Source organism: Streptomyces cinnamoneus (assembly GCF_002939475.1).
Lineage (GTDB): Bacteria > Actinomycetota > Actinomycetes > Streptomycetales > Streptomycetaceae > Streptomyces > Streptomyces cinnamoneus_A.
On the sequence record NZ_PKFQ01000001.1, the window covers coordinates 2,896,098 to 2,914,701 of the forward strand.

Below are 18,604 nucleotides of genomic sequence, written 5' to 3' on the forward strand. Positions count from 1 at the left end.
GGGAGCGGTGCGTCAGGTGGAGCCTTGTGGGGGGGTGTGGGTGGGGACCTCAGTGGGGGGTGGGGTTCATGCGCCGAGAGCGGGGAGGATCACGGCGTCGATGTAGCGGGTGAGGTACGCGCCGTCCGCGGGCCGGTCCTCGACCAGCGGGCGGGCCATGAACGCCCCGAGCACCATGTGCGCGACGTAGTCGAGCGCGGGGTTGTCCGGGGCGACCTCGCCCCGGTCGACCGCGCGGCGGAGCATCGCCTCCAGCGCGGCGATCTCCGGCTCGACCAGCAGCTCGCGCAGGGCCCGTTTGAGGTCCGGATGGTCGTGGATCGCACGCTGGAGCCCCCGCATGAGGGCCGCGTCCTTCTCCATCCGGTCCTTGTCGGCGTCGCACACCATCGCCTGGAGGTCACCGCGCACCGTGCCGGTGTCGATGTCCGCCAGGCTCATCGGCTTGTTGTGCCGCAGGGCTCCTGCCACCAGCTCCGGCTTGCCCCTCCACTGGCGGTAGAGGGTGGCCTTGCTGGCGTGGGTGCGGGCGGCCACGGCGTCCATGGTCAGGGCGTCGTAGCCGACCTCGCGCAGGAGGGCGAGCACCGCCTCGTAGAGCTCGGCCTCGCGTTCGGGGGTCAGCCGGGTGCGGCGGACCGCCGGCTTGGGTGGTTCCGTCGGCATGCCACTCCTTCCCCCCGTGAATCCGTCACATCGCATGTACGAAACGGTTTCGTACAGCACGAGGGTAAGCCCGGGCCTTAGCGAAACGGCATCGTTTCGATGGTGTTCTGCGTCACGGACCGAGTTGCCGGGGCCAGTGGGGGCCGAAACCATGGAAGGCGTGGACGCCTACCTCCGCTTTCCCCATCTGCACGGCGACCTGCTCTGCTTCGTGTCGGAGGACGACCTCTGGCTGGCCCCCCTGGCCGGCGCCGGGGAGCCGGCCCCCCGCGCCTGGCGGCTGACGGTCGACCGGACCCGCGTCGGGCATCCGCGCTTCTCGCCCGACGGGCGGCACATCGCCTTCACCAGCTGGCGCAGCCTCGACCCCGAGATCCACCTGGTCCCGGCCGCCGGCGGCGGCGCGCGCCGGCTCACCTACTGGGGCAGCACCGACACCCGCGTCTGCGGCTGGGCCCCCTCCGACCGCGGTGACGGGGGCTACGACGTCCTCGCCGTCTCCTCGCACGGCCAGCCCTTCTCCTACTTCTCCTGGGCCTACCGGCTGCCCACCGACGGCCACCCCGGCCTGCGGCTGCCCTGGGGCCCGGTGTCCGACATCGCCATGAGCGACGGCGGCGGGGAGCACCGCACGCTGCTGCTGACGGGCAAGCCCCCGCACGAGCCGGCCTCCTGGAAGCGCTACCGGGGCGGTGCGACGGGCCGGCTCTGGTTGCAGTGCGACCGGCTGGTCGCGGATCTCGGCGGCCACCTGGACTCGGCGATGTTCGTCGGCGACCGCATCGCCTTCCTCTCCGACCACGAGGGCGTCGGCAACCTCTACTCCTGCCGCCCCGACAGCTCCGATCTGCGCCGCCACACCGACCACGACGACTTCTACGCCCGCCACGCCGCCACGGACGGATCCCGCGTGGTCTACCAGTGCGCGGGCGACCTGTGGCTGGTCGACGGCCTCACCGCCGGGGGCGTGCCGCGCCGGCTGGACGTGCGCCTGGGCGGCCCGCGCGCCGGGCGCCGCCGGTACCAGGTGCAGGCCGCCCAGCACGTCGACGCGCTGACGGTGGACACCACCGGACGGGCCAGCGCCGTGGGGGTGCGCGGCAGCCTGTACTGGCTGACCCACCGCGACGGCCCGGCCCGGGTCATCTCCGCCACCCCGGGGGTGCGGGTCCGGCTGCCGGAGATGCTGGGGTCGACGGGCCGGGTGGCGTACGTGACGGACGCCGAGGGCGAGGACGCCGTCGAGCTGGCCCAGCTGCCGCGCGCGGCCGGGCCGTCACAGCCGCGCCGGCTGGCGGCCGGCCGGATCGGGCGGGTGCACGAGCTGCTCGCCTCGCCCGACGGCGAGCGGCTGGCGGTCGCCGCGCACGACGGGCGGCTGCTGCTGGTCGACGCCTCGGCCGAGGGCGAGGGGGAGGTGACCGAGCTGACCCGGTCGGCCAACGGGCCGGTGCGCGACCTGGCCTTCTCCCCCGACTCGGCCTGGCTGACCTGGTCCCACCCGGGCGTCGGCCGGTCGCTGCGGAACATCAGGATCGCCCGCCTGTCCGACCGGCTGATCGTGGACGTCACCAACGGCCGCTTCGAGGACGAACAGCCGGTCTTCACCCGCGACGGCCGCTATCTGGCCTTCCTGTCCTGGCGCGGCTTCGACCCGGTCTACGACGTGCACACCGGCGACCTGTCCTTCCCGCTGGGCTGCCGCCCCTACCTGGTGCCGCTGTCGTCGGCGACCCCCTCCCCCTTCGCCCTGACCGCGGAGGGCCGCCCCGCGGGCGGCGGGCTGGACCTGGACGCCGCCGGGGAGAACGAGGGCTCGGTGCTGGTGGAGGTGGAGGGCCTGGAGAGCCGGGTGACGCCCTTCCCGGTGGCCGCCTCGAAGTACTCCTCCCTGCATCCGGTGAGCGGCGGCGGCCTGGTGTGGCTGCGCTGGCCGATCTCGGGGGCGCTCGGCGAGACCTTCGCCAACCCGGCCGACACCTCCGGCCGCCCCACCCTGGAGCACTTCGACCTGTCCAAGGCCAAGCGCACCGAACTCACGGCGTCGCTCGACTGGTTCGCGGTCAGCGGCGACGGCACCCGCCTCGTCGTCAACGACGAGGGCGACCTGCGCGTCGTCCCCGCCACCGACACGCCCGACCCCGACTCGACCGTCTATGTCGACATGCGGCGGATCCTGCACGAGGTGGAGCCGCCCGCCGAGTGGCGCCAGGCGTACGCCGAGGCGGGCCGCATCGTCCGCGCGTACTTCTGGGAGCCGGGCATGTGCGGCGTCGACTGGGAGGCGGTGCTGGAGCAGTACCGGCCGCTGGTCGAACGCGTCGCCTCCCCCGACGAGTTCGCCGATCTGCTGCGCGAGGTCCTCGGCGAGCTGGGCACCTCCCACGCGTACGTCGTCCCCGCCCGCCGCAACGAGGGCCCGCCCCACTACCAGCGCGCCATCGGCCTGCTCGGCGCCAACCTCACCCACCAGAAGGGCGGCTCCTGGACGGTGCGCCGCATCCTGCCCGGCGAGTCCTCCGACTCCAAGGCCCGTTCGCCGCTGGCCGGTTCGGGCGTGCGCGAGGGCTGGGCGCTCACCCACGTCGACGGCCGCCCGGTGGACCCCGTCGCCGGCCCCTACCCCCTGCTGGCGGCGGCCGGCGGCACGACCGTCGAGCTGGCCTTCCGGCCGCCCGGGCCCGAGGGGCACGCCCGCCGGGTGGCGGTGGTGCCGCTGGTCGACGAGCGCCCGCTGCGCTACCAGGACTGGGTGACCAAGCGCCGCGCGGTCGTCCACGAGCTGAGCGACGGCCGGTGCGGCTACCTCCACATCCCCGACATGGGGGGCTCCGGCTGGGCCCAGTTCAACCGCGACCTGCGCATGGAGATGTCCCGCCCGGCCCTGATCGTGGACGTACGGGGCAACGCCGGCGGCAACATCAGCGAGCTGGTCGTGGAGAAGCTCACCCGCACCATCGTCGGCTGGGACCTCACGCGCGACGCACAGCCGGTCAGTTACGCGAGCAACGCCCCGCGCGGGCCGGTCGTCGCCGTCGCCGACGAGATGACGTCCTCGGACGGCGACATGATCACCGCCGCGTTCAAGCTCCAGGGCATCGGCCCGGTGGTGGGCCTGCGCACCTGGGGCGGCGTCGTCGGCATGACCGGCCGGCACCGCCTGGGCGACGGCACGTCCATCACGGTGCCGATGAACGCGGCCTGGTTCGACGAGTACGGCTGGAGCGTGGAGAACCACGGCGTCGAGCCGGACATCGAGGTCGACCGCACCCCGCTCGACTGGGCCGAGGGCCGGCACAGGCAGCTGGACGACGCGGTGCGGCTCGCGCTGGACCTGCTGGAGCGGCACGGCGCCGCGAAGCCGCCGGACTACTCGGGCGTACCGGACCTGCGCCGCCCGAAGCTGCCACCGCGGGGGTGAGGCGCGCACGAGGGGCCCGCCCGGTGCCCGGGCGGGCCCCTCGCTCACGGGGTACGCGTCAGACGGCCGTCAGAGGCGGTCGTCGAGGTCGTCCTGGATGTCGTCGAGGGACTGCTGGCCCCTCTGCTGACCCTGCTGTCCCTTCTCGCGCACCTTGTCCTGGCCCTGCTGGCCGCGCTCCTGGCCCTGCTGCTTGGCGTCCTGCATCTTCTGCTGCGCCTGCTGCTTGGCCTTCTCTGCCTTGTCCTTCATGCCCATGCGTGTTCACTCCTAGGGGAGATCGGGAATCGGGCCGCGACCAGCCTCACACGCCGGGATGAACCTCGCATTTCGATCAGTGACGCTCCGTGCTCTCCCGGGTGTCGGCCGCCCCTCCCGCGCCCACCAGCCCGGTGGGGGCCGCCCCCAGCCGGGGCGCGAGACGCCGCATCTCACGGGGGCCCGCCAGACCGATCAGGGTGGGCAGCAGGCCCCGCACCGGCTGTGTGGCCCGCAGCCACGCCTGCCCGTACACGTGCGCCGACCGCCGCTCGACGCCCGCCACCAGCCGGTCGGCGGTCGGGCCGAGGGGGTAGGTGCGGTTGGCGGGCCACGGCAGCCGCCGCCGCGACTCCCGCATGACCTCGGCCTCGTCGGCCCCGCGCACCATGTCGGTGTCGGTCCAGCTCAGGTACGCCACCCCCACCCGTACGCCCCGGTGGGCGACCTCGGCCCGCAGGCTGTGCGCGTAGGCCTCCACTCCGGCCTTCGACGCGCAGTAGGCGGTCATCAGGGGCGCCGGGGCGATGGCGGCGAACGAGGCGATCTGGAGGAGGTAGCCGCGGCTCTCCGCCAGCAGGGGCAGGAACGCCCGCCCGGTGACCGCACTGCCGATCAGGTTGACCTCGACGACGCGGCGCCAGGCGGCGGGATCGCCGGCGTCCAGGGGGCCGCCGGCGGCCACCCCGGCGTTCGCGACGACGACGTCCACCTTGCCGAAGCGGTCCTTGACCTCGCGGGCGACGCGGGCCATCGCCTCCCCGTCGGTGACGTCCGCGTGCCAGTGGGCGGCGCCGGGCAGGGCCTGGGCGACCCGGCGCAGTTCGTCCCGCTCCAGACCGACCAGCGCCACGGCCGCCCCGCGCGCGGACAGCTTGCGGGCCAGCGCCTCCCCGAGCCCCCGGGCGGCGCCGGTGACGACGGCGACCTGCCCGTGCAGGCTCGTGCGGGCCCTCATCGCGCGGCCTGCGCGACGGGGGCGGCGCTGCGGACCCGGGGCGCCCGCAGCACCTGGTACTCGGCGATGTCGACCCGCCGGGTGACCTTGCGGAACTCGCCCGTCGAGCCGGGCCAGACGGTGGTGTTGCGGCCGTGCTCGTCGAGGTACCAGCTGTCGCAGCCGGTGTTCCAGACCGTGCGGGTCATGCGCTGCTGGAGCCGGCGGTTCCAGGCCCGGGTGGCGGAGGGCCGGGCGTCGAGCGCGGCCCGGCCGCCGATGGTGCCGAGCTGGCGCAGGAAGTCGGCGAGGTAGTTCAGCTGGGCCTCGATGATGAGGATCATCGAGCTGTTCCCCAGGCCGGTGTTGGGCCCGATGATCGTGAGGAAGTTGGGAAAGCCGGGCACGCTGGCGCCGCGCAGCGCCGCCATGCCGCCGTTCTTCCACTCCTGGGCGAGCGTGGTGCCGGACGCGCCGGTGACGCGGGTGGCGATCGGCATGTCCGTCACGCGGAAGCCGGTGCCGAAGACGATGGCGTCGGCCTCCGCCTCGGTGCCGTCGGCGGCGACGAGCGTGGAACCGCGCACCGCGGCCAGGCCGGAGGCGACGACGTCCACGTTGGGGCGGGTGAGGGCGGGGTAGTAGTCGTTGGACAGCAGGATGCGCTTGCAGCCGATGCGGTAGTCGGGCAGCAGCTTGGCGCGCAGCGCGGGGTCCTTGACGGCCTTGCGCAGATGGCTCGCGGCCCAGCGCTCCAAGGCGCCCAGCCGGTCGGGCCACTTGGTGAACAGCCCCACCTGCAATTCCCGCGCGCCCCACAGCATGCCGCGCCGCACGGCCCGGGTGGCCGGCACCCTGGAGTGCAGCCACTGCTCGGCAGCGGTGATGGCACGGTCCGCCCGCGGCAGCACCCAGGGCGGGGTGCGCTGGAAGAGGGTCAGGCGCGCGACCTCGGGCTGGATGCCGGGCACGATCTGGATGGCGGACGCGCCGGTGCCGACCACGGCGACGCGCTTGCCGCGCAGGTCGTAGCCGTGGTCCCAGCGCGAGGAGTGGAAGACCTTGCCGGGGAAGTCCGCGAGCCCCGGGACGTCGGGGATCCGGTGGTCGGAGAGCGGCCCGGTGGCGGAGACGACGACGTCGGCGGTGTAGTCGCCGTCCGCCGCGCCGATCTCCCAGTGCAGCCGCTCGGTGTCCCATTTCAGCGACCGCACCTCGCAGTTCAGCCGGATGTGCGGCCGGAGGCCGAAGGTGTCGGCGACCTGCTCCAGATAGGCGCGGATGTGCGGCTGGCCGGAGAAGGCGCGCGGCCACTCGGGGTTGGGCGCGAAGGAGAAGGAGTAGAGGTGCGAGGGCACGTCGCAGGCGCAGCCGGGATAGGTGTTGTCGCGCCAGGTGCCGCCGATCGCCCCGGCCCGCTCCAGGACCACGAAGTCGGTGATCCCCTCCCGGCGCAGCCGCACGGCGGCGCCCAGACCGCCGAAGCCCGCGCCGATCACCGCCACCCGTACGTGCCGCACGGTCCTCCCGTGCCGTTCCCGGTCTATCTGCCCGGTCATGCCGCCTCCAGCCCTCAGAGCGAAAGTCCTCAGCACGCGATCGCGCCAGCGATCACTGGCACGATGGAGCGTAGGGCAGGGACGGGCCCGAGCGATAGAGGCTCAGGGAAGGGAAGTTACCCGGGGTCACACGTAGGCTTCCCGCGTGGCGAACGACGGGGAACGCGAGTACCGGGTGGCGGAACTGGCCGGGGAGGCCGGCATCACCGTCCGCACCCTGCGCTTCTACCGGGAGCGCAAGCTCATACCGCCTCCCCGCCGCGACGGCCGCATAGCCTGGTACAACGACCATCACCTCGCCCGGCTGCGCACCATCGCCGCCCTGCTGGAGCGCGGTCACACCCTGGGCGGCATCGCCGAGCTCTTCGCCGCCTTCGAGTGCGGCCGGGACGTCGGCGAACTCCTGGGACTGGCCGGTGCCGGCATCACCGTCCCCTGGTCGGAGGAGACCGCGATCCGGCTCAGCCCGGAGGACCTGGCGGACCGCTTCGCGGGCGAGGTCACCCCGGAGAACCTCACGGCCGCGCTGGACATCGGCTATCTGGCCCTGGACGGCGACGAGATCGTCCACGTGAGCCGCCGCTTGCTGGAGGCGTCCACGGCACTGGTCCGCAGCGGGGTGCCGCTCGCGGCGGTGCTGGCGGCGGGGCGCCAGGTACGGACCCACGCGAACGCGATGGCCGAGACGTTCACGGACCTGATCCGCGACCACGTCCCGGAGGAAGCGAGGGAGGCCCTCCGCCCCTTCGCCAAGGCGGTGGTGGAGGCGGAGTTCACGATGGCGATGGACCGCCGGGCCAGAACGCAGGAGACCCCTGACCGGAACAGCGGGGGAAGCCCCAGCCAAACGCAACCAGCGGACGGGGCCGGACGGGAGGGGGCGGGGCGGGGAGGGCCCTGGCAGGGGGCGTAAAGCGGTTTCGCGGGCGGTGCCGGGTGCGAGGGAAACAGAGGGTGAGGCCCGCGAAATCGCAGCCCCCAGAAGGGCCCTCCCCGCCCCGCCCCCGGCACCACGACCGGCGCCCCGGCGCCGCGAGGCGCATCAGTTCACGGGCTGGCCCGCACCCGACGCCGCCGCCCGGCGCACAGCACCCGCGGCAGACGCACCCGCGGCGGACGCACCCGGCAGAGCGACCACCGGCCGCCGCACCAGCACCAGAGCCACCACCCCACCGACAAGCCCCACCGCCCCGGACACCAGGAAGACGTCCCGCAACCCGGCCGCGAACGCCTCGCGCACCACGTGCTCGACCACCGCACGCCGTCCGCCGTCCGCCTGCCCGATCACCGCGGCCGCCTGCCCGCCGGCCAGCGCGTCCGCCGGCACCCCGCCACCGTGCCCGCGCACGGCCCCGCTCAGCCCGGCGTGGAAGACCGCGCCCAGCACCGCGATGCCCAGCGCGTTGCCCAGCTGGCGGGCGGTGTTGACGGCACCGCTGGCCGTACCGCCCCGCGCGGGCGGTACGGACGCCAGCGCGGTGGAGGCCAGCGCGGGAGTGGCGAGCCCGACACCGACGCCGGTCACGGCGAGGCCCGGGGCCAGGGCCGTCCACGTCGAGTCGGCCTCGACGAACGCCTGCGCCAACGCGCCCGCGCCGATCAGCAGCATCCCCACCCCCACCGTCAGCCGCGGCGAGACGCCGTGCAGGAAGCGCCCGGCCAGGGACGCGACCACGAACGCCGCCACGCTCATCGGCAGACAGGCGAGTCCGGCGGTCACCGGCCCCATGCCGCGCACGGACTGCAACCACAGCGACGTGTAGGCGAGGTAGGAGAACGCGGCGACGGACAGCAGCACGGCCGCGACCATCAGCCCGGAGAACGACCCGCCGCGAAAGAGCCCGAGGTCCAGCATCGGCTGCCTGCCGCGCAGTTCGACGACGACGAACACCAGCAGCGCCAGCGCCGCCAGGGCGAAGAGCCCGAGCGTGGTGCCGGAGGCCCAGCCGTGGTCCTCGCCCTTGATCAGGGCGTAGGTCGCCGTGCCGGCCGCGACCGTGAAGGCCGCCGTGCCGGGCAGGTCCACGCCCCGCGCGGGGGAGGTCCGCGAGCGGGGGACGAACTTCAGCGTCATCGCGATGGCGAGCACGCTGAGGGGAAGGTTCACGTAGAAGATCCAGCGCCAGTCGAGGTGCTGGGTCAGCAGGCCGCCCATGACCGGCCCGGCCGCCGACGCGGCGCCGCTGACCGCGCCCCACACGCCGAAGGCGAGCCCCCGGTCCCGGCCCTGGTAGAGGCCGGCGATCAGGGCGGTGGTCGTGGCGAGCATCGCCGCCCCGCCGATCCCCTGGACCGCGCGGAAGGCGATCAGCACCTCCGGGCCCGACGCCAGCCCGCAGGCCAGCGAGGCGAGGGCGAACAGCACCAGCCCCACCACGTACACCCGGCGGTGGCCGATCTTGTCGGCGAGGGATCCGACGCCCAGCAGCAGTGCCGCCAGGGCCAGCGCGTAGACGTCCATGACCCACTGCAGGTCCGCGAACGTGGTGTGCAGGCCCCGGGCCATGTCGGGCAGGGCGACCACGACGATGGTCACGTCCACCAACAGCATGAACGTCCCCAGGCATACCGCGACGAGCGGCAGCCACTTGCGCATCGGAAACCTCCGCGAATTCTTCGATCAGTTCTCATCGGTCGCCGTCGAACATCACACCCCATGCACGGAAACAAGAATCCAGACGCCCAGCACCGACGGATTTCCCTCACCATTCCCCGTGCGATGATGGAAACCATGGACACCGAACAGGAGCTCGACCTCCTCGACCGCCAGCTGGTCCAGGCGCTGCGGCTCGACGGCCGGGCGTCCTTCAGCCGGCTGGCCACCGTCCTGGGGGTCACCGACCAGACCGTGATCCGCCGCTACCGCCGGCTGCGCGGCGGGGGGCTGCTCCGGGTCATCGGCCTGCCGGAGGCCCACCGTGTCGGCCTCCACGAGACGCGGCTGCGCATCCAGTGCGCCCTGGGCGCGGCCGTGCCCATCGCGGACGCGCTGGCCCGCCGCGCCGACAGTGCCTGGGTCAAGATCTACTCCAGCGGCACCGAGGTGGGCTGCCTGATCCGCTCCCACAGCCGGGACGAGCGCGACGCGCTCCTGCTGCAGAAGCTGCCGCGCACCCAGCACGTCACCGCGATCACCTCGCACGACCTGCTGCACGGCTACAGCCGCAACCCGGGCCGCCGGTGGGGGGCCGAGGTGCTGGACGAGGGCCAGGTCCGGGCGCTGGAGCGCCCGCAGGCCACCGACGGGGACCGGGTCCGGCTCGACGACGCGGACCGGGCGATGCTGGCCCTGCTCGCCCGCGACGGCAGGGCCGGCTATCCCGACCTGGCCAGGGCGGCCGGCCGCTCGGAGTCCACGGTCCGGCGCCGCCTGGACCACCTGCGCGAGAGCGGGGTCCTCTACTTCGACGTGGAGATCATGCCGGTCCACTTCGGCTGCGAGACCGAGGCGTCCCTGTCGGCCACCGTCGCCCCGTCCGACCTGGCCGAGGTCGGCCACGCCCTCGCCGGCCACCCGGAGGTCGCCTGGGCGGCGGCGACCACCGGCACCTCGAACCTGGCCGCGACCGTGCTGTGCCGGGACAACAAAGCCCTGTACGCCTACGTCACGGAACGCCTGGGCGCGCTGAAGGCGGTGCGCCAGCTGGAGGTCGTACCGGTGCTCCGCGCCGTCAAGCGGGCCGGCCTGCTCACCGACGGCACGCGCCTGTTCGATCCCCCGGCCGGGGGCTGAGGCGACGGCCCGCCGCGCCTGAGCGCGCAGACGCGCCTACGCGCCGAAGACCGCCGTCACGGGCGCGTGGTCGCTCCAGCGCTCGGCGTGCGTGGCGGCGCGCTCCACGTGGGCCTTGAGGGCCCGGCCGGCCAGGCCCTGCGTGGCGGCGAGGTAGTCGATGCGCCAGCCCGAGTCGTTGTCGAAGGCGCGCCCGCGGTAGGACCACCAGGAGTACGGGCCCTCGACGCCCGGGTGGAGGGCGCGGACGACGTCCGTGTACTCCTCGAAGACCTTGCTGAGCCACTCCCGCTCCTCCGGGAGGAAGCCCGCGCTCTTGCGGTTGGCCTTCCAGTTCTTGAGGTCCGCCTCGGTGTGGGCGATGTTCCAGTCGCCGCAGACCAGCACCTCACGGCCCTCCGCCGCCGCGCGGGCCTTCAGACCCACCAGGTAGGGCAGGAACTCCGCCATGAAGCGTTCCTTCTCGTCCTGGCGCTCGGTGCCGACCTCGCCCGAGGGCAGGTACAGGCTGGCGACCGTCACACCCGGCAGGTCGATCTCGGCGTAGCGGCCGCTGCCGTCGAACTCCGCCGAGCCGAACCCGATCCGCACCGCGTCCGGCTCGCGCCGCGAGTAGAGCGAGACGCCGGCGCGGCCCTTGGCCGCCGCCGGGGCGTGCACGACGTGCCAGCCCTCCGGCTCGCGGACCTCGTCGGGGAGCTGGTGGGGCTCGGCGCGCACCTCCTGGAGGCAGACGACGTCGGCCTCGGTCAGCGCCAGCCACTCCACGAAGCCCTTCTTGGCCGCGGCGCGCAGTCCGTTCACATTCGCAGTGGTTACGGTCAGGTTCGGCATTCCCGGCACGATACCGACTCCCCGGCCCCCTCCCGACCGCCGCCGGTCCGCCCGTACGATCGCCGGCATGGAGATCGTGCCGGTCGCCTACGACCACCCCGACGCCGTAAAGCTCAGCGAACAGGTGCAGTTGGAGTACGTCGAGCGGTACGGCGGGGGCGACGACACCCCGCTGGACCCGGCGCAGTTCGCCCCGCCGCGTGGCCTGTATCTCATCGCGTACGACGCCGGCGGCACACCCCTGGCCACCGGCGGCTGGCGCGCCATGGAGCGCGGCGCGGAGGGGTACGCCGACGGGGACGCGGAGCTCAAGCGGATGTACGTGGTGCCCCGGGCGCGCGGCCGGGGCCTGGCCCGTCTGATCCTGGCGCGGCTGGAGGACAACGCCCGCGCGGCGGGGCGGATCCGCATGGTGCTGGAGACGGGCGACAAGCAGCCGGAGGCCATGACGCTCTACCTCTCCAGCGGCTACGCACCGGTCGTGCCGAAGTTCGGCCACTACCGCGCGTACGACAGCAGCCGCTGCTTCGGCAAGCCCCTGGGCTAGCGGACCGGCCGAGCCGGCCGCCGGCCTACCCGCCGCCCGGAGTGCTCCCCGGGGCCGCGTCGGAAGTGCCGCCCGGGGCGCCGCCCCGGGGCGTGCCCGAGGCGCCGGCTCCGCCGGCGTCGTGCGCGTCGCCGCGGCCCGCCGCGATCGCCGCCTCGACCTCCGCCCGCACCCGTTCGGCCGGGTAGCGGCGCACCTCGCCGAACGGCGCGAGGGCCTCGTCGACCGCGGCCGGATCCTCCTCGCGGACCTCGGCCATGAGGACCGTGCTGCCCGGCGGGACCTCGGCGGCCAGCATCTCCAGGGCCGCGTTCGACGCGGTGGCCTGGCGGACGTCGTGCAGCCCGCCGATCAGGCCGCCCGCGCCGAAGCCGACGAGGACGCCGAGCGGCCCGCCGAGGATGCCCAGGAGGCCGCCGAGGAGGCCGCCCATGGCGAAGGCCGGGGCGGTGCCGGTGTTGTCGGCGGCGTCGGGGAAGTCCAGGGCGCCCTCCGCGTCCCGGGCGATCACCGTGCCCTCGCGCAGCGTGACGGCGCCGTCGGCGTGGGCCCGGCGCAGGGCGTCCAGGGCCCGGTGGCCCTTGCGGGGACTGCCGGCATTGAGGAACAGGACGTTGTCGTTCACGGCATCCACTCTTGGGCCTGTTCCCCGCCGCCGCACGTCAGTCGCCGCCCTCCGGGCCCTCGGGGCCGGGTGCCCGCACGGCGTGGCCGAGGTCGAGCGTGGCCTCGGCGCCGCCGTCGGCGGGGTTGGCGAAGGCGAGGCGGGCGCCCAGCACCTTCGCCTGGCCCGCCGCGATCGTCAGACCCAGGCCGAGGCCGGAACCCGAGCCCGTGCGGAAGCGCTGCGGCCCGCCCGACAGCAGCGGCTCGGGAAAGCCCGGCCCCCGGTCGCGGACCCGTACGGTCCCCCCGTCGACCTCGACGACGACGGGAGCCGCGCCGTGCCGGAAGGCGTTGGTGACGAGGTTGGCCAGTATCCGCTCGACGCGCCGGGCGTCGGTCTCGACCAGGCAGTCCCGCAGGACGCGCACCTCCACCGGCCGCTGCCCGGGCACCCGGGCCGCCCGCACGGCCCGCCGCGTCAGGGCGCCCAGCTCGCGGACCTCCGGCTCGGCCCGCTCGGCGTCGCCGTCGAGGCGGGCCACCTCCAGGACGTCCTCCAGGAGGGCGTGCACCCGCCCGGCCCGCTCCCGGACCATCTCGGCCGGCCGGCCCGGCGGCAGCAGCCCGGCGGCGGCCACCAGGCCGGCGACGGGGGTGCGCAGCTCGTGGGAGATGTTGGCGGTGACCTCGCGCTCGGCCTGGAGGCGGGCGGCCAGGGCGTCGGCCATGGTGTTGACCGCGTGGGTCAGCCGGGCGACCTCGTCCCTGCCGCCCCGGGGGGTGAGCCGGGCGGTGAGGTCGCCGTCGGCGATGCGCTCGGCGATGCGCGCGGAGGCGTTCAGCCGCCGGCCGACGGCGGCCGCCAGGGCGACGCCGACGAGCCCGGCGAAGGCGGTGCCGAGGCCGCCGGCCAGCCAGAGGATGCGGTCCAGCTCCTCGAGTTCGCGGTCCTGACGGGCGTAGGAATGCTTGAGGACGACGGTGTCGGCGCCGGACCGGGTGGCCGCCCACAGGGTCGGCTCGGGGCCGGAGCGGTCCAGGTAGGTGGCGCGTCTGCCCTTGTCGACGGCCTGGCGCAGGGGTGCCGGCAGGCGGGCCGGGTTGAGGATCAGGCGCGGCCGGTGGACGCCGGCGGCGTGGTCCTCGGCCGCCGTGACGAGCCGCTGGTCCAGCGCCTCCCGGGCGAGGTCCAACTGGGTGTCCGCCGTGCGGTGGTGGACGACGAGCCCGATGAGGACGGCGACCAGCGCGGCGGTGGCGGTGATGGCCACCCCGATCTTCGTACGCAGTCCCATGGGTTCAGGGTCTCCTCGGCGGCCGACGCGGAAAACGAACGGACCGTGCTGCTGCTCCTGCCGTGCCGTCAGGGGGTGTCCGACGGGGCGGCACGGGCCCTGGGGCTCCCCCGGCCACCGCCGGGTGCCCCCAGCACCGGACACCGCAGGACGCGCACCGACCCATCGGACACCCCCTAACGCTGCGGCACGGACTGTTGCTGGGGGACGAAGAGCCGGAGGTCACCCAGCGCGCTCCGGCTCTTCGGTGTGATCCCGGCCGGCGGGCGGGGATCGGCGGCACTCCCCCCAGACGTACCCGTGTCGAAGACGACCGCCGCCCGGCTGTAGTAGGCGGAACGATCCTGCCGCACCAGACCGCTGAGGGTGACCCGGACCGGGTGGGGGTCGTCGCGGCAGCCCGGCTCGCACCAGGCGCCGGCCAGCGCGCCCGTCGCCTCCGCGATCGCGCCGCCCCAGCTGCGCCAGCGCAGGTCGAAGAGGCGGACGGAGTCGTTCGGGGCGAACGCGGCGGGGCGGCTCAGCGGCGGCCGGCCGGCGGCCTCCGCGACGAAGACCGGGGCCGCCGAGGGCGTCGGCGACAGGCCGGGGCCGCTGACCTTGAGGCCGCCGGCGTCGGCGCAGCCGCACAGCGTCGCGTTCAGCAGACCGACGATGAGGGCCGCGGCGCCGAGGGTCACGGTCAGTGGTCGCACGAAGTTCCTCATGCCGGTGGGACGGAAGACGGGCCGGTCGGGCCGGTCTGGGCTGACGGATCGTACGCGCCGTACCGGTCGGGGCCGACAGTCGGGTCGGGCGGGGCGGGCGGGCCGGAGGTGGCCGGCGGGGGGATGCGGCCATTCGTGCCAAATGTAACCGGCGTGGCTGGTTCGCCGCCTGTGCCCTTGACCGATATCCGTCGTCGGCTCGTAGGATCACCGCGCTCCAGTGGTCCGGGCCGGCACGTCGCCCCAGCGCAAGCGCAACGGTGGAGGTCACTCATGCACATCGCCCGTCGCACGCTCCTCGGCGCGCTCGCCGGATCCGCCGCGCTCGGCGCGGTGGGGGCGGCCCCGGCGGCGGGCGCACCCGCCGCCCCCGGGGGCGCGGCCGCCGCGGCGCTCGCGCGACTGCTGCCGCGCCACCACCGGCAGGTCGTCTTCCGCCCGCTGCCCCGCCGGGACGGCGACGACGCCTTCCGGGTGTCCGGGCAGGAGGGCCGCGTCACCGTCGAGGGCAGCACGCCGGCGGTCCAGCTCACGGGCTTCCACTGGTACCTCAGACAGACCGCCGACGCCCACTTCTCCTGGTGCGGCGAGCAGACGGCCCTGCCCGACAAGCTCCCCGGCCTGCGCGCGCCGTTGGTGCGCAACGCCAACGTCCGCCACCGCTTCGCGCTCAACGACACCAACGACGGCTACACCGGCCCGTACCACGGCTGGGACTACTGGGAACGCGAGATCGACGTCCTGGCCCTGCACGGCTTCAACGAAGTGCTGGTCTACGCGGGCGCCGACGCCGTCTACCACCGCACTTTTATCGAACACGGTTACAGCGACGCGGATGTGCGCCGCTGGGTTCCCGGACCGGCCCACCAGCCGTGGTGGCTGATGCAGAACATGGCGTCGTTCGGCGGCCCCGTCTCCCGCGAACTGCTCGACCGGCGCGTGGCCCTCGCCCAGCGGATCGTGCGCCGGCTGCGGGAGCTGGGCATGACGCCGGTGTTCCCCGGCTACTACGGCACGGTGCCGCCGGACTTCGAGCGGCGCAACGAGGGGGCCCGCGTCATCGCCCAGGGCGACTGGCAGGGCTTCCCCCGCCCCGGCTGGCTCGACCCGCGCACCCCCCACTTCACGCGGGTGGCGCGGACCTTCTACCGCGTGCAGCAGGAGCTGTACGGGCCCACGTCGATGTACAAGATGGACCTGCTGCACGAGGGCGGCTCCCCCGGCGACGTGCCCGTGGGCGACGCCGCCCGGGCCGTGGAGAAGGCGCTGCGCACCGCCCACCCGGCCGCCACCTGGGCCATCCTCGGCTGGCAGAAGAACCCCCGGCGGGAGATCGTCGAGGCCGTCGACCGGTCCCGGATGCTCGTCCTGGACGGCATCCCCGACCACTACCCGAACGTCACCGACCGCGAGGCCGACTGGGACGGCACGCCCTACGCCTTCGGCACGATCTGGAACTTCGGCGGCCACACCGTCATGGGGGCCAACACCCGCGACTGGGCGGACCTCTACCACCGCTGGCGCACCAAGGACGGCAGTGCCCTCAGCGGCATCGCCCTGATGCCCGAGGCCGCCGACAACAACCCCGCCGCGCTGGCCCTCTTCGGCGACCTCGCCTGGACCGATGGGCCCGTCGACCTCGCCGACTGGTTCGGCCACTGGCCCCGCTACCGCTACGGGGGCGCCGACGCGAACGCCGTACGAGCCTGGGAGGTGCTGCGCCGCACCGCCTACGGCTGCACCCGGGCCGACGGCTGGGGCGAGCAGGCGGACGGGCTCTTCGGCGCCCGCCCGGACCTGGCCGTCAACCGGGCGGGCTCCTGGTCGCCCCGCACGCTGCGCTACGACCCGGACGAGTTCGACAGGGCCCTGCCGGCGCTGCTGGCCGTCGCCCCCGCGCTGCGCGGCAGTTCCGCCTACCGCCACGACCTGATGGACGTGGCCCGGCAGTCGGTCGCCAACCGCAGCCGGCTGCTGCTGCCGCGGATCAAGGCCGCGTACGACGCGCGGGACCGAGGCCGTCTCGGCGAGCTGACGCGCCAGTGGCTGGACTGGATGGGCCTGCTGGAGGAGGTCGTCGCCACCGACGAGCGGCACCTGCTCGGCCGCTGGCTGGCCGACGCCCGCGCCTGGGGCTCCACGCCCGCCGAGCGCGACCGGCTGGCCGTCGACGCCCTGTCCCTGCTGACCGTGTGGGGGCCCCGGGCCTCGGCCAACGGCGGCAAGCTGCACGACTACGCCAACCGCGAGTGGTCCGGCCTGGTCGGCGGGCTCTACCGGCTGCGCTGGAAGACCTACTTCGCCGAACTGGACGCGTCCCTGGCGGCGGGCCGCAAGCCGCGGCAGATCGACTGGTACGCCCTGGAGGAGCGCTGGACCCGCCAGCCGCCCGCCGTCCGCACGAAGCCCTCGGGGGACGTCGTGCGGATCGCGCGGACGGTGGCGTCGCGGCTGTAGACGCGCGAGAGCCGGACGGGCCGCCGCCCGTCCGGCTCTTCCTTGCAGATGCGGCCTTAGGCGGCCGCGCCCTTCTTCTGCTTCGCGGTGCTGACGCTGCCCTCGCCGCCGGCGAGCTTCCACTCGCGGTGGTAGAGGTCCAGCGGGATGCGGCGCTCGAAGACCGGCGTACCGAAGATCTTCAGGTGTGCCTGGAGCGAACCGGTGAGGTCCACACCTCCGTACGCCGCCCACTTGCCGGACGCGGAGGCCTTGCCGTCGCTGGACGCGGTGGCGCTGGCCTCGCCCTCGGCCCGCAGGTACGGGGCGAGGTCGGCGCTCACGCCCACCGCGCCGTACAGCCCGACGGACGCCTCGGCGCCCAGGGCGGCCTTGACCTTGCCGGAGGCGGACGCCGTGGCCCGCACGGGGCTGACCTCGGTGTTCGCCTGGCTGATGCCCGACCAGCCCTTGCCCCAGCTGTAGGCGCCGCCGACGCGGAAGTCACCCTTCATGTCCTGCTTGACGTCGACGCTGAGCTTTCCCTCGGCGTCGACCTGGAGGTAGCAGGTGAGATCGAGGTTGACCACGACCGGCACCGGACCGACCTGGATGACCGGGTCGGCGTGCAGCTTCGCGAAGGGCAGGCGCAGCGGCTTGGCGTCGGTGGTCGCCAGCGCCTCGGCCTTGAGCTCCCACTGGGAGGACCAGTCGCCGGACAGGGCCAGGGAGGCCGTGCCGGGACCGCGGCCGCCGAAGCCCCGTCCGTCGTACGAGAAGTCGACCTCGGGGGCGAGCTGGACGAAGCCCGTGGCGGACGCCTCGGCCTTGACCGGGGAGCTCGCGGGCGTGGGGATGGAGGCCCCGACGTCCAGACGCAGGTTGCCCAGCGGCACCTTGGCGCCCTTCGGGCCCACGTGCACCCCGTCGGGCTTGGTCCAGGAGACGTTGACGCCCTTGAGGAGCGGCTCCACCTTGACCGAGGACGGGTCGACAGGGACCTTGCCCTTGGCCTCGGAGTCGCCGAGCAGCGCGTCGAGCGTGGCCGGGGCGGTGTTCACCTCGGTGCCCTGCTCGGTCTTGCCGAGCACCTTGGTGACCTTGGCCAGGACGCCCTGCGGGGCGCCCGGCGCGGGCGCGCTGGCGATGACGTCGCCGACGGAGACGTTCGTCTGCGCCGACGGAGCCGGGGACTGGGACGGCTGGGCCGCGAGACCCTTGCCCTTCTTGGGCGCGCCGCCCGCACCCGTGCCGCCCGTGGGCCCGGATATGACGGCCCGTCCGCTCTTCTGGTCGAAGGAGGCGACCTTCAGGGCGGACTTGGCGGCCTTCGGCCCCTTCCCGGCGGAGCCGTCGGACGGGTGTGCCACGGCGCTCGGGGCGCCCGCACCGGCCGGGGCCGGGGCGACGGCGAGCTGGGGCGCCGCGTCGGCCGCGGCGGCGGCCTTGGCGGCGACCGGCTCGGCGTCGGAACCCTTGCCGGAGGCGGCGGGGCTACCGGACGAACAACCGGTGACGGCGAGCAGGGACGCGGCGGTCAGAGCAGGTAAAACGGCATACCGGATGGCATTGCGCAAAGTCGGGTCCTCGGGAGCGTGAGGTGGG

At 74.4% G+C, this 18,604-nt stretch carries 15 protein-coding genes; 5 read left to right on the forward strand and 10 right to left on the reverse strand.

Going from position 1 to position 18,604, the window contains the following annotated elements:
• Window positions 1–66: 66 nt before the first annotated feature.
• Window positions 67–666, reverse strand: coding sequence for a TetR/AcrR family transcriptional regulator (locus tag CYQ11_RS12380; RefSeq protein ID WP_099199571.1), 600 nt, complete (start codon window positions 664–666; stop codon window positions 67–69).
• A 151-nt stretch (window positions 667–817) separates the two neighbouring features.
• Between CYQ11_RS12380 and CYQ11_RS12385 the strand changes: the two genes are divergently transcribed.
• Complete coding sequence (locus CYQ11_RS12385) at window positions 818–4,087, forward strand: S41 family peptidase (RefSeq protein ID WP_240003424.1); 3,270 nt, start codon at window positions 818–820, stop codon at window positions 4,085–4,087.
• 69 nt (window positions 4,088–4,156) lie between these two features.
• Here CYQ11_RS12385 and CYQ11_RS12390 read toward each other — a convergent pair whose 3' ends face one another.
• The 3 genes from CYQ11_RS12390 to CYQ11_RS12400 form a co-directional block, all read right to left on the reverse strand.
• Window positions 4,157–4,345, reverse strand: coding sequence for a hypothetical protein (locus tag CYQ11_RS12390; protein WP_099197795.1), 189 nt, complete (start codon window positions 4,343–4,345; stop codon window positions 4,157–4,159).
• 76 nt (window positions 4,346–4,421) lie between these two features.
• On the reverse strand, window positions 4,422–5,303 hold the full coding sequence (locus tag CYQ11_RS12395; RefSeq protein WP_099199569.1) for an SDR family oxidoreductase: 882 nt from the start codon (window positions 5,301–5,303) through the stop codon (window positions 4,422–4,424).
• Window positions 5,300–6,841, reverse strand: coding sequence for a flavin-containing monooxygenase (locus CYQ11_RS12400; protein WP_099199568.1), 1,542 nt, complete (start codon window positions 6,839–6,841; stop codon window positions 5,300–5,302). The genes CYQ11_RS12395 and CYQ11_RS12400 overlap by 4 nt, the downstream gene beginning before the upstream one ends.
• Window positions 6,842–6,986: 145 nt before the next feature.
• Between CYQ11_RS12400 and CYQ11_RS12405 the strand changes: the two genes are divergently transcribed.
• Window positions 6,987–7,754 (forward strand): MerR family transcriptional regulator, encoded by a 768-nt coding sequence (locus tag CYQ11_RS12405; protein ID WP_240003423.1) that lies wholly within the window; start codon window positions 6,987–6,989, stop codon window positions 7,752–7,754.
• A 129-nt stretch (window positions 7,755–7,883) separates the two neighbouring features.
• On the opposite strand, the gene CYQ11_RS12410 is transcribed toward CYQ11_RS12405, so the two are convergent.
• Window positions 7,884–9,437 (reverse strand): MFS transporter, encoded by a 1,554-nt coding sequence (locus CYQ11_RS12410; protein WP_099199567.1) that lies wholly within the window; start codon window positions 9,435–9,437, stop codon window positions 7,884–7,886.
• 135 nt (window positions 9,438–9,572) lie between these two features.
• Here CYQ11_RS12410 and CYQ11_RS12415 point away from each other — a divergent pair, with 135 nt between their 5' ends.
• Complete coding sequence (locus CYQ11_RS12415; protein WP_240003185.1) at window positions 9,573–10,574, forward strand: Lrp/AsnC family transcriptional regulator; 1,002 nt, start codon at window positions 9,573–9,575, stop codon at window positions 10,572–10,574.
• A gap of 36 nt (window positions 10,575–10,610) precedes the next feature.
• On the opposite strand, the gene CYQ11_RS12420 is transcribed toward CYQ11_RS12415, so the two are convergent.
• Window positions 10,611–11,408, reverse strand: a complete 798-nt coding sequence (locus CYQ11_RS12420) for an exodeoxyribonuclease III (RefSeq protein WP_099199566.1) — start codon at window positions 11,406–11,408, stop codon at window positions 10,611–10,613.
• A 67-nt stretch (window positions 11,409–11,475) separates the two neighbouring features.
• Here CYQ11_RS12420 and CYQ11_RS12425 point away from each other — a divergent pair, with 67 nt between their 5' ends.
• Window positions 11,476–11,955 carry a GNAT family N-acetyltransferase gene (locus tag CYQ11_RS12425; RefSeq protein WP_099199565.1) on the forward strand — a complete coding sequence of 160 codons (480 nt, stop codon included), beginning with the start codon at window positions 11,476–11,478 and terminating at the stop codon, window positions 11,953–11,955.
• A gap of 25 nt (window positions 11,956–11,980) precedes the next feature.
• On the opposite strand, the gene CYQ11_RS12430 is transcribed toward CYQ11_RS12425, so the two are convergent.
• The 3 genes from CYQ11_RS12430 to CYQ11_RS12440 form a co-directional block, all read right to left on the reverse strand.
• Window positions 11,981–12,580: a DUF1269 domain-containing protein gene (locus CYQ11_RS12430; RefSeq protein ID WP_099199564.1), complete on the reverse strand. Its 600-nt coding sequence runs from the start codon at window positions 12,578–12,580 to the stop codon at window positions 11,981–11,983.
• A gap of 37 nt (window positions 12,581–12,617) precedes the next feature.
• The gene (locus CYQ11_RS12435) at window positions 12,618–13,856 is read right to left on the reverse strand and encodes a sensor histidine kinase (protein WP_099199563.1); all 1,239 of its coding nucleotides are present in this window, start codon (window positions 13,854–13,856) and stop codon (window positions 12,618–12,620) included.
• A 176-nt stretch (window positions 13,857–14,032) separates the two neighbouring features.
• Window positions 14,033–14,551 carry a hypothetical protein gene (locus CYQ11_RS12440; protein WP_146104680.1) on the reverse strand — a complete coding sequence of 173 codons (519 nt, stop codon included), beginning with the start codon at window positions 14,549–14,551 and terminating at the stop codon, window positions 14,033–14,035.
• 285 nt (window positions 14,552–14,836) lie between these two features.
• Between CYQ11_RS12440 and CYQ11_RS12445 the strand changes: the two genes are divergently transcribed.
• The gene (locus CYQ11_RS12445) at window positions 14,837–17,020 is read left to right on the forward strand and encodes an alpha-N-acetylglucosaminidase (RefSeq protein ID WP_099199561.1); all 2,184 of its coding nucleotides are present in this window, start codon (window positions 14,837–14,839) and stop codon (window positions 17,018–17,020) included.
• A gap of 56 nt (window positions 17,021–17,076) precedes the next feature.
• On the opposite strand, the gene CYQ11_RS12450 is transcribed toward CYQ11_RS12445, so the two are convergent.
• A complete protein-coding gene (locus CYQ11_RS12450; protein ID WP_099199560.1) occupies window positions 17,077–18,576 on the reverse strand; it encodes a hypothetical protein in 1,500 nt (499 codons plus the stop codon).
• Window positions 18,577–18,604 lie beyond the last annotated feature (28 nt).

Bases quoted from the DNA above. Each gene is read 5' to 3' on its own strand.
- CYQ11_RS12445 (WP_099199561.1), top strand. From the start codon at position 14,837: ATGCACATCGCCCGTCGCACGCTCCTCGGCGCGCTCGCCGGATCCGCC.
- CYQ11_RS12400 (WP_099199568.1), bottom strand. From the start codon at position 6,841: ATGACCGGGCAGATAGACCGGGAACGGCACGGGAGGACCGTGCGGCAC.
- CYQ11_RS12410 (WP_099199567.1), bottom strand. From the start codon at position 9,437: ATGCGCAAGTGGCTGCCGCTCGTCGCGGTATGCCTGGGGACGTTCATG.
- CYQ11_RS12385 (WP_240003424.1), top strand. From the start codon at position 818: ATGGAAGGCGTGGACGCCTACCTCCGCTTTCCCCATCTGCACGGCGAC.
- CYQ11_RS12415 (WP_240003185.1), top strand. From the start codon at position 9,573: ATGGACACCGAACAGGAGCTCGACCTCCTCGACCGCCAGCTGGTCCAG.
- CYQ11_RS12390 (WP_099197795.1), bottom strand. From the start codon at position 4,345: ATGGGCATGAAGGACAAGGCAGAGAAGGCCAAGCAGCAGGCGCAGCAG.
- CYQ11_RS12395 (WP_099199569.1), bottom strand. From the start codon at position 5,303: ATGAGGGCCCGCACGAGCCTGCACGGGCAGGTCGCCGTCGTCACCGGC.
- CYQ11_RS12435 (WP_099199563.1), bottom strand. From the start codon at position 13,856: ATGGGACTGCGTACGAAGATCGGGGTGGCCATCACCGCCACCGCCGCG.
- CYQ11_RS12380 (WP_099199571.1), bottom strand. From the start codon at position 666: ATGCCGACGGAACCACCCAAGCCGGCGGTCCGCCGCACCCGGCTGACC.
- CYQ11_RS12425 (WP_099199565.1), top strand. From the start codon at position 11,476: ATGGAGATCGTGCCGGTCGCCTACGACCACCCCGACGCCGTAAAGCTC.
- CYQ11_RS12420 (WP_099199566.1), bottom strand. From the start codon at position 11,408: ATGCCGAACCTGACCGTAACCACTGCGAATGTGAACGGACTGCGCGCC.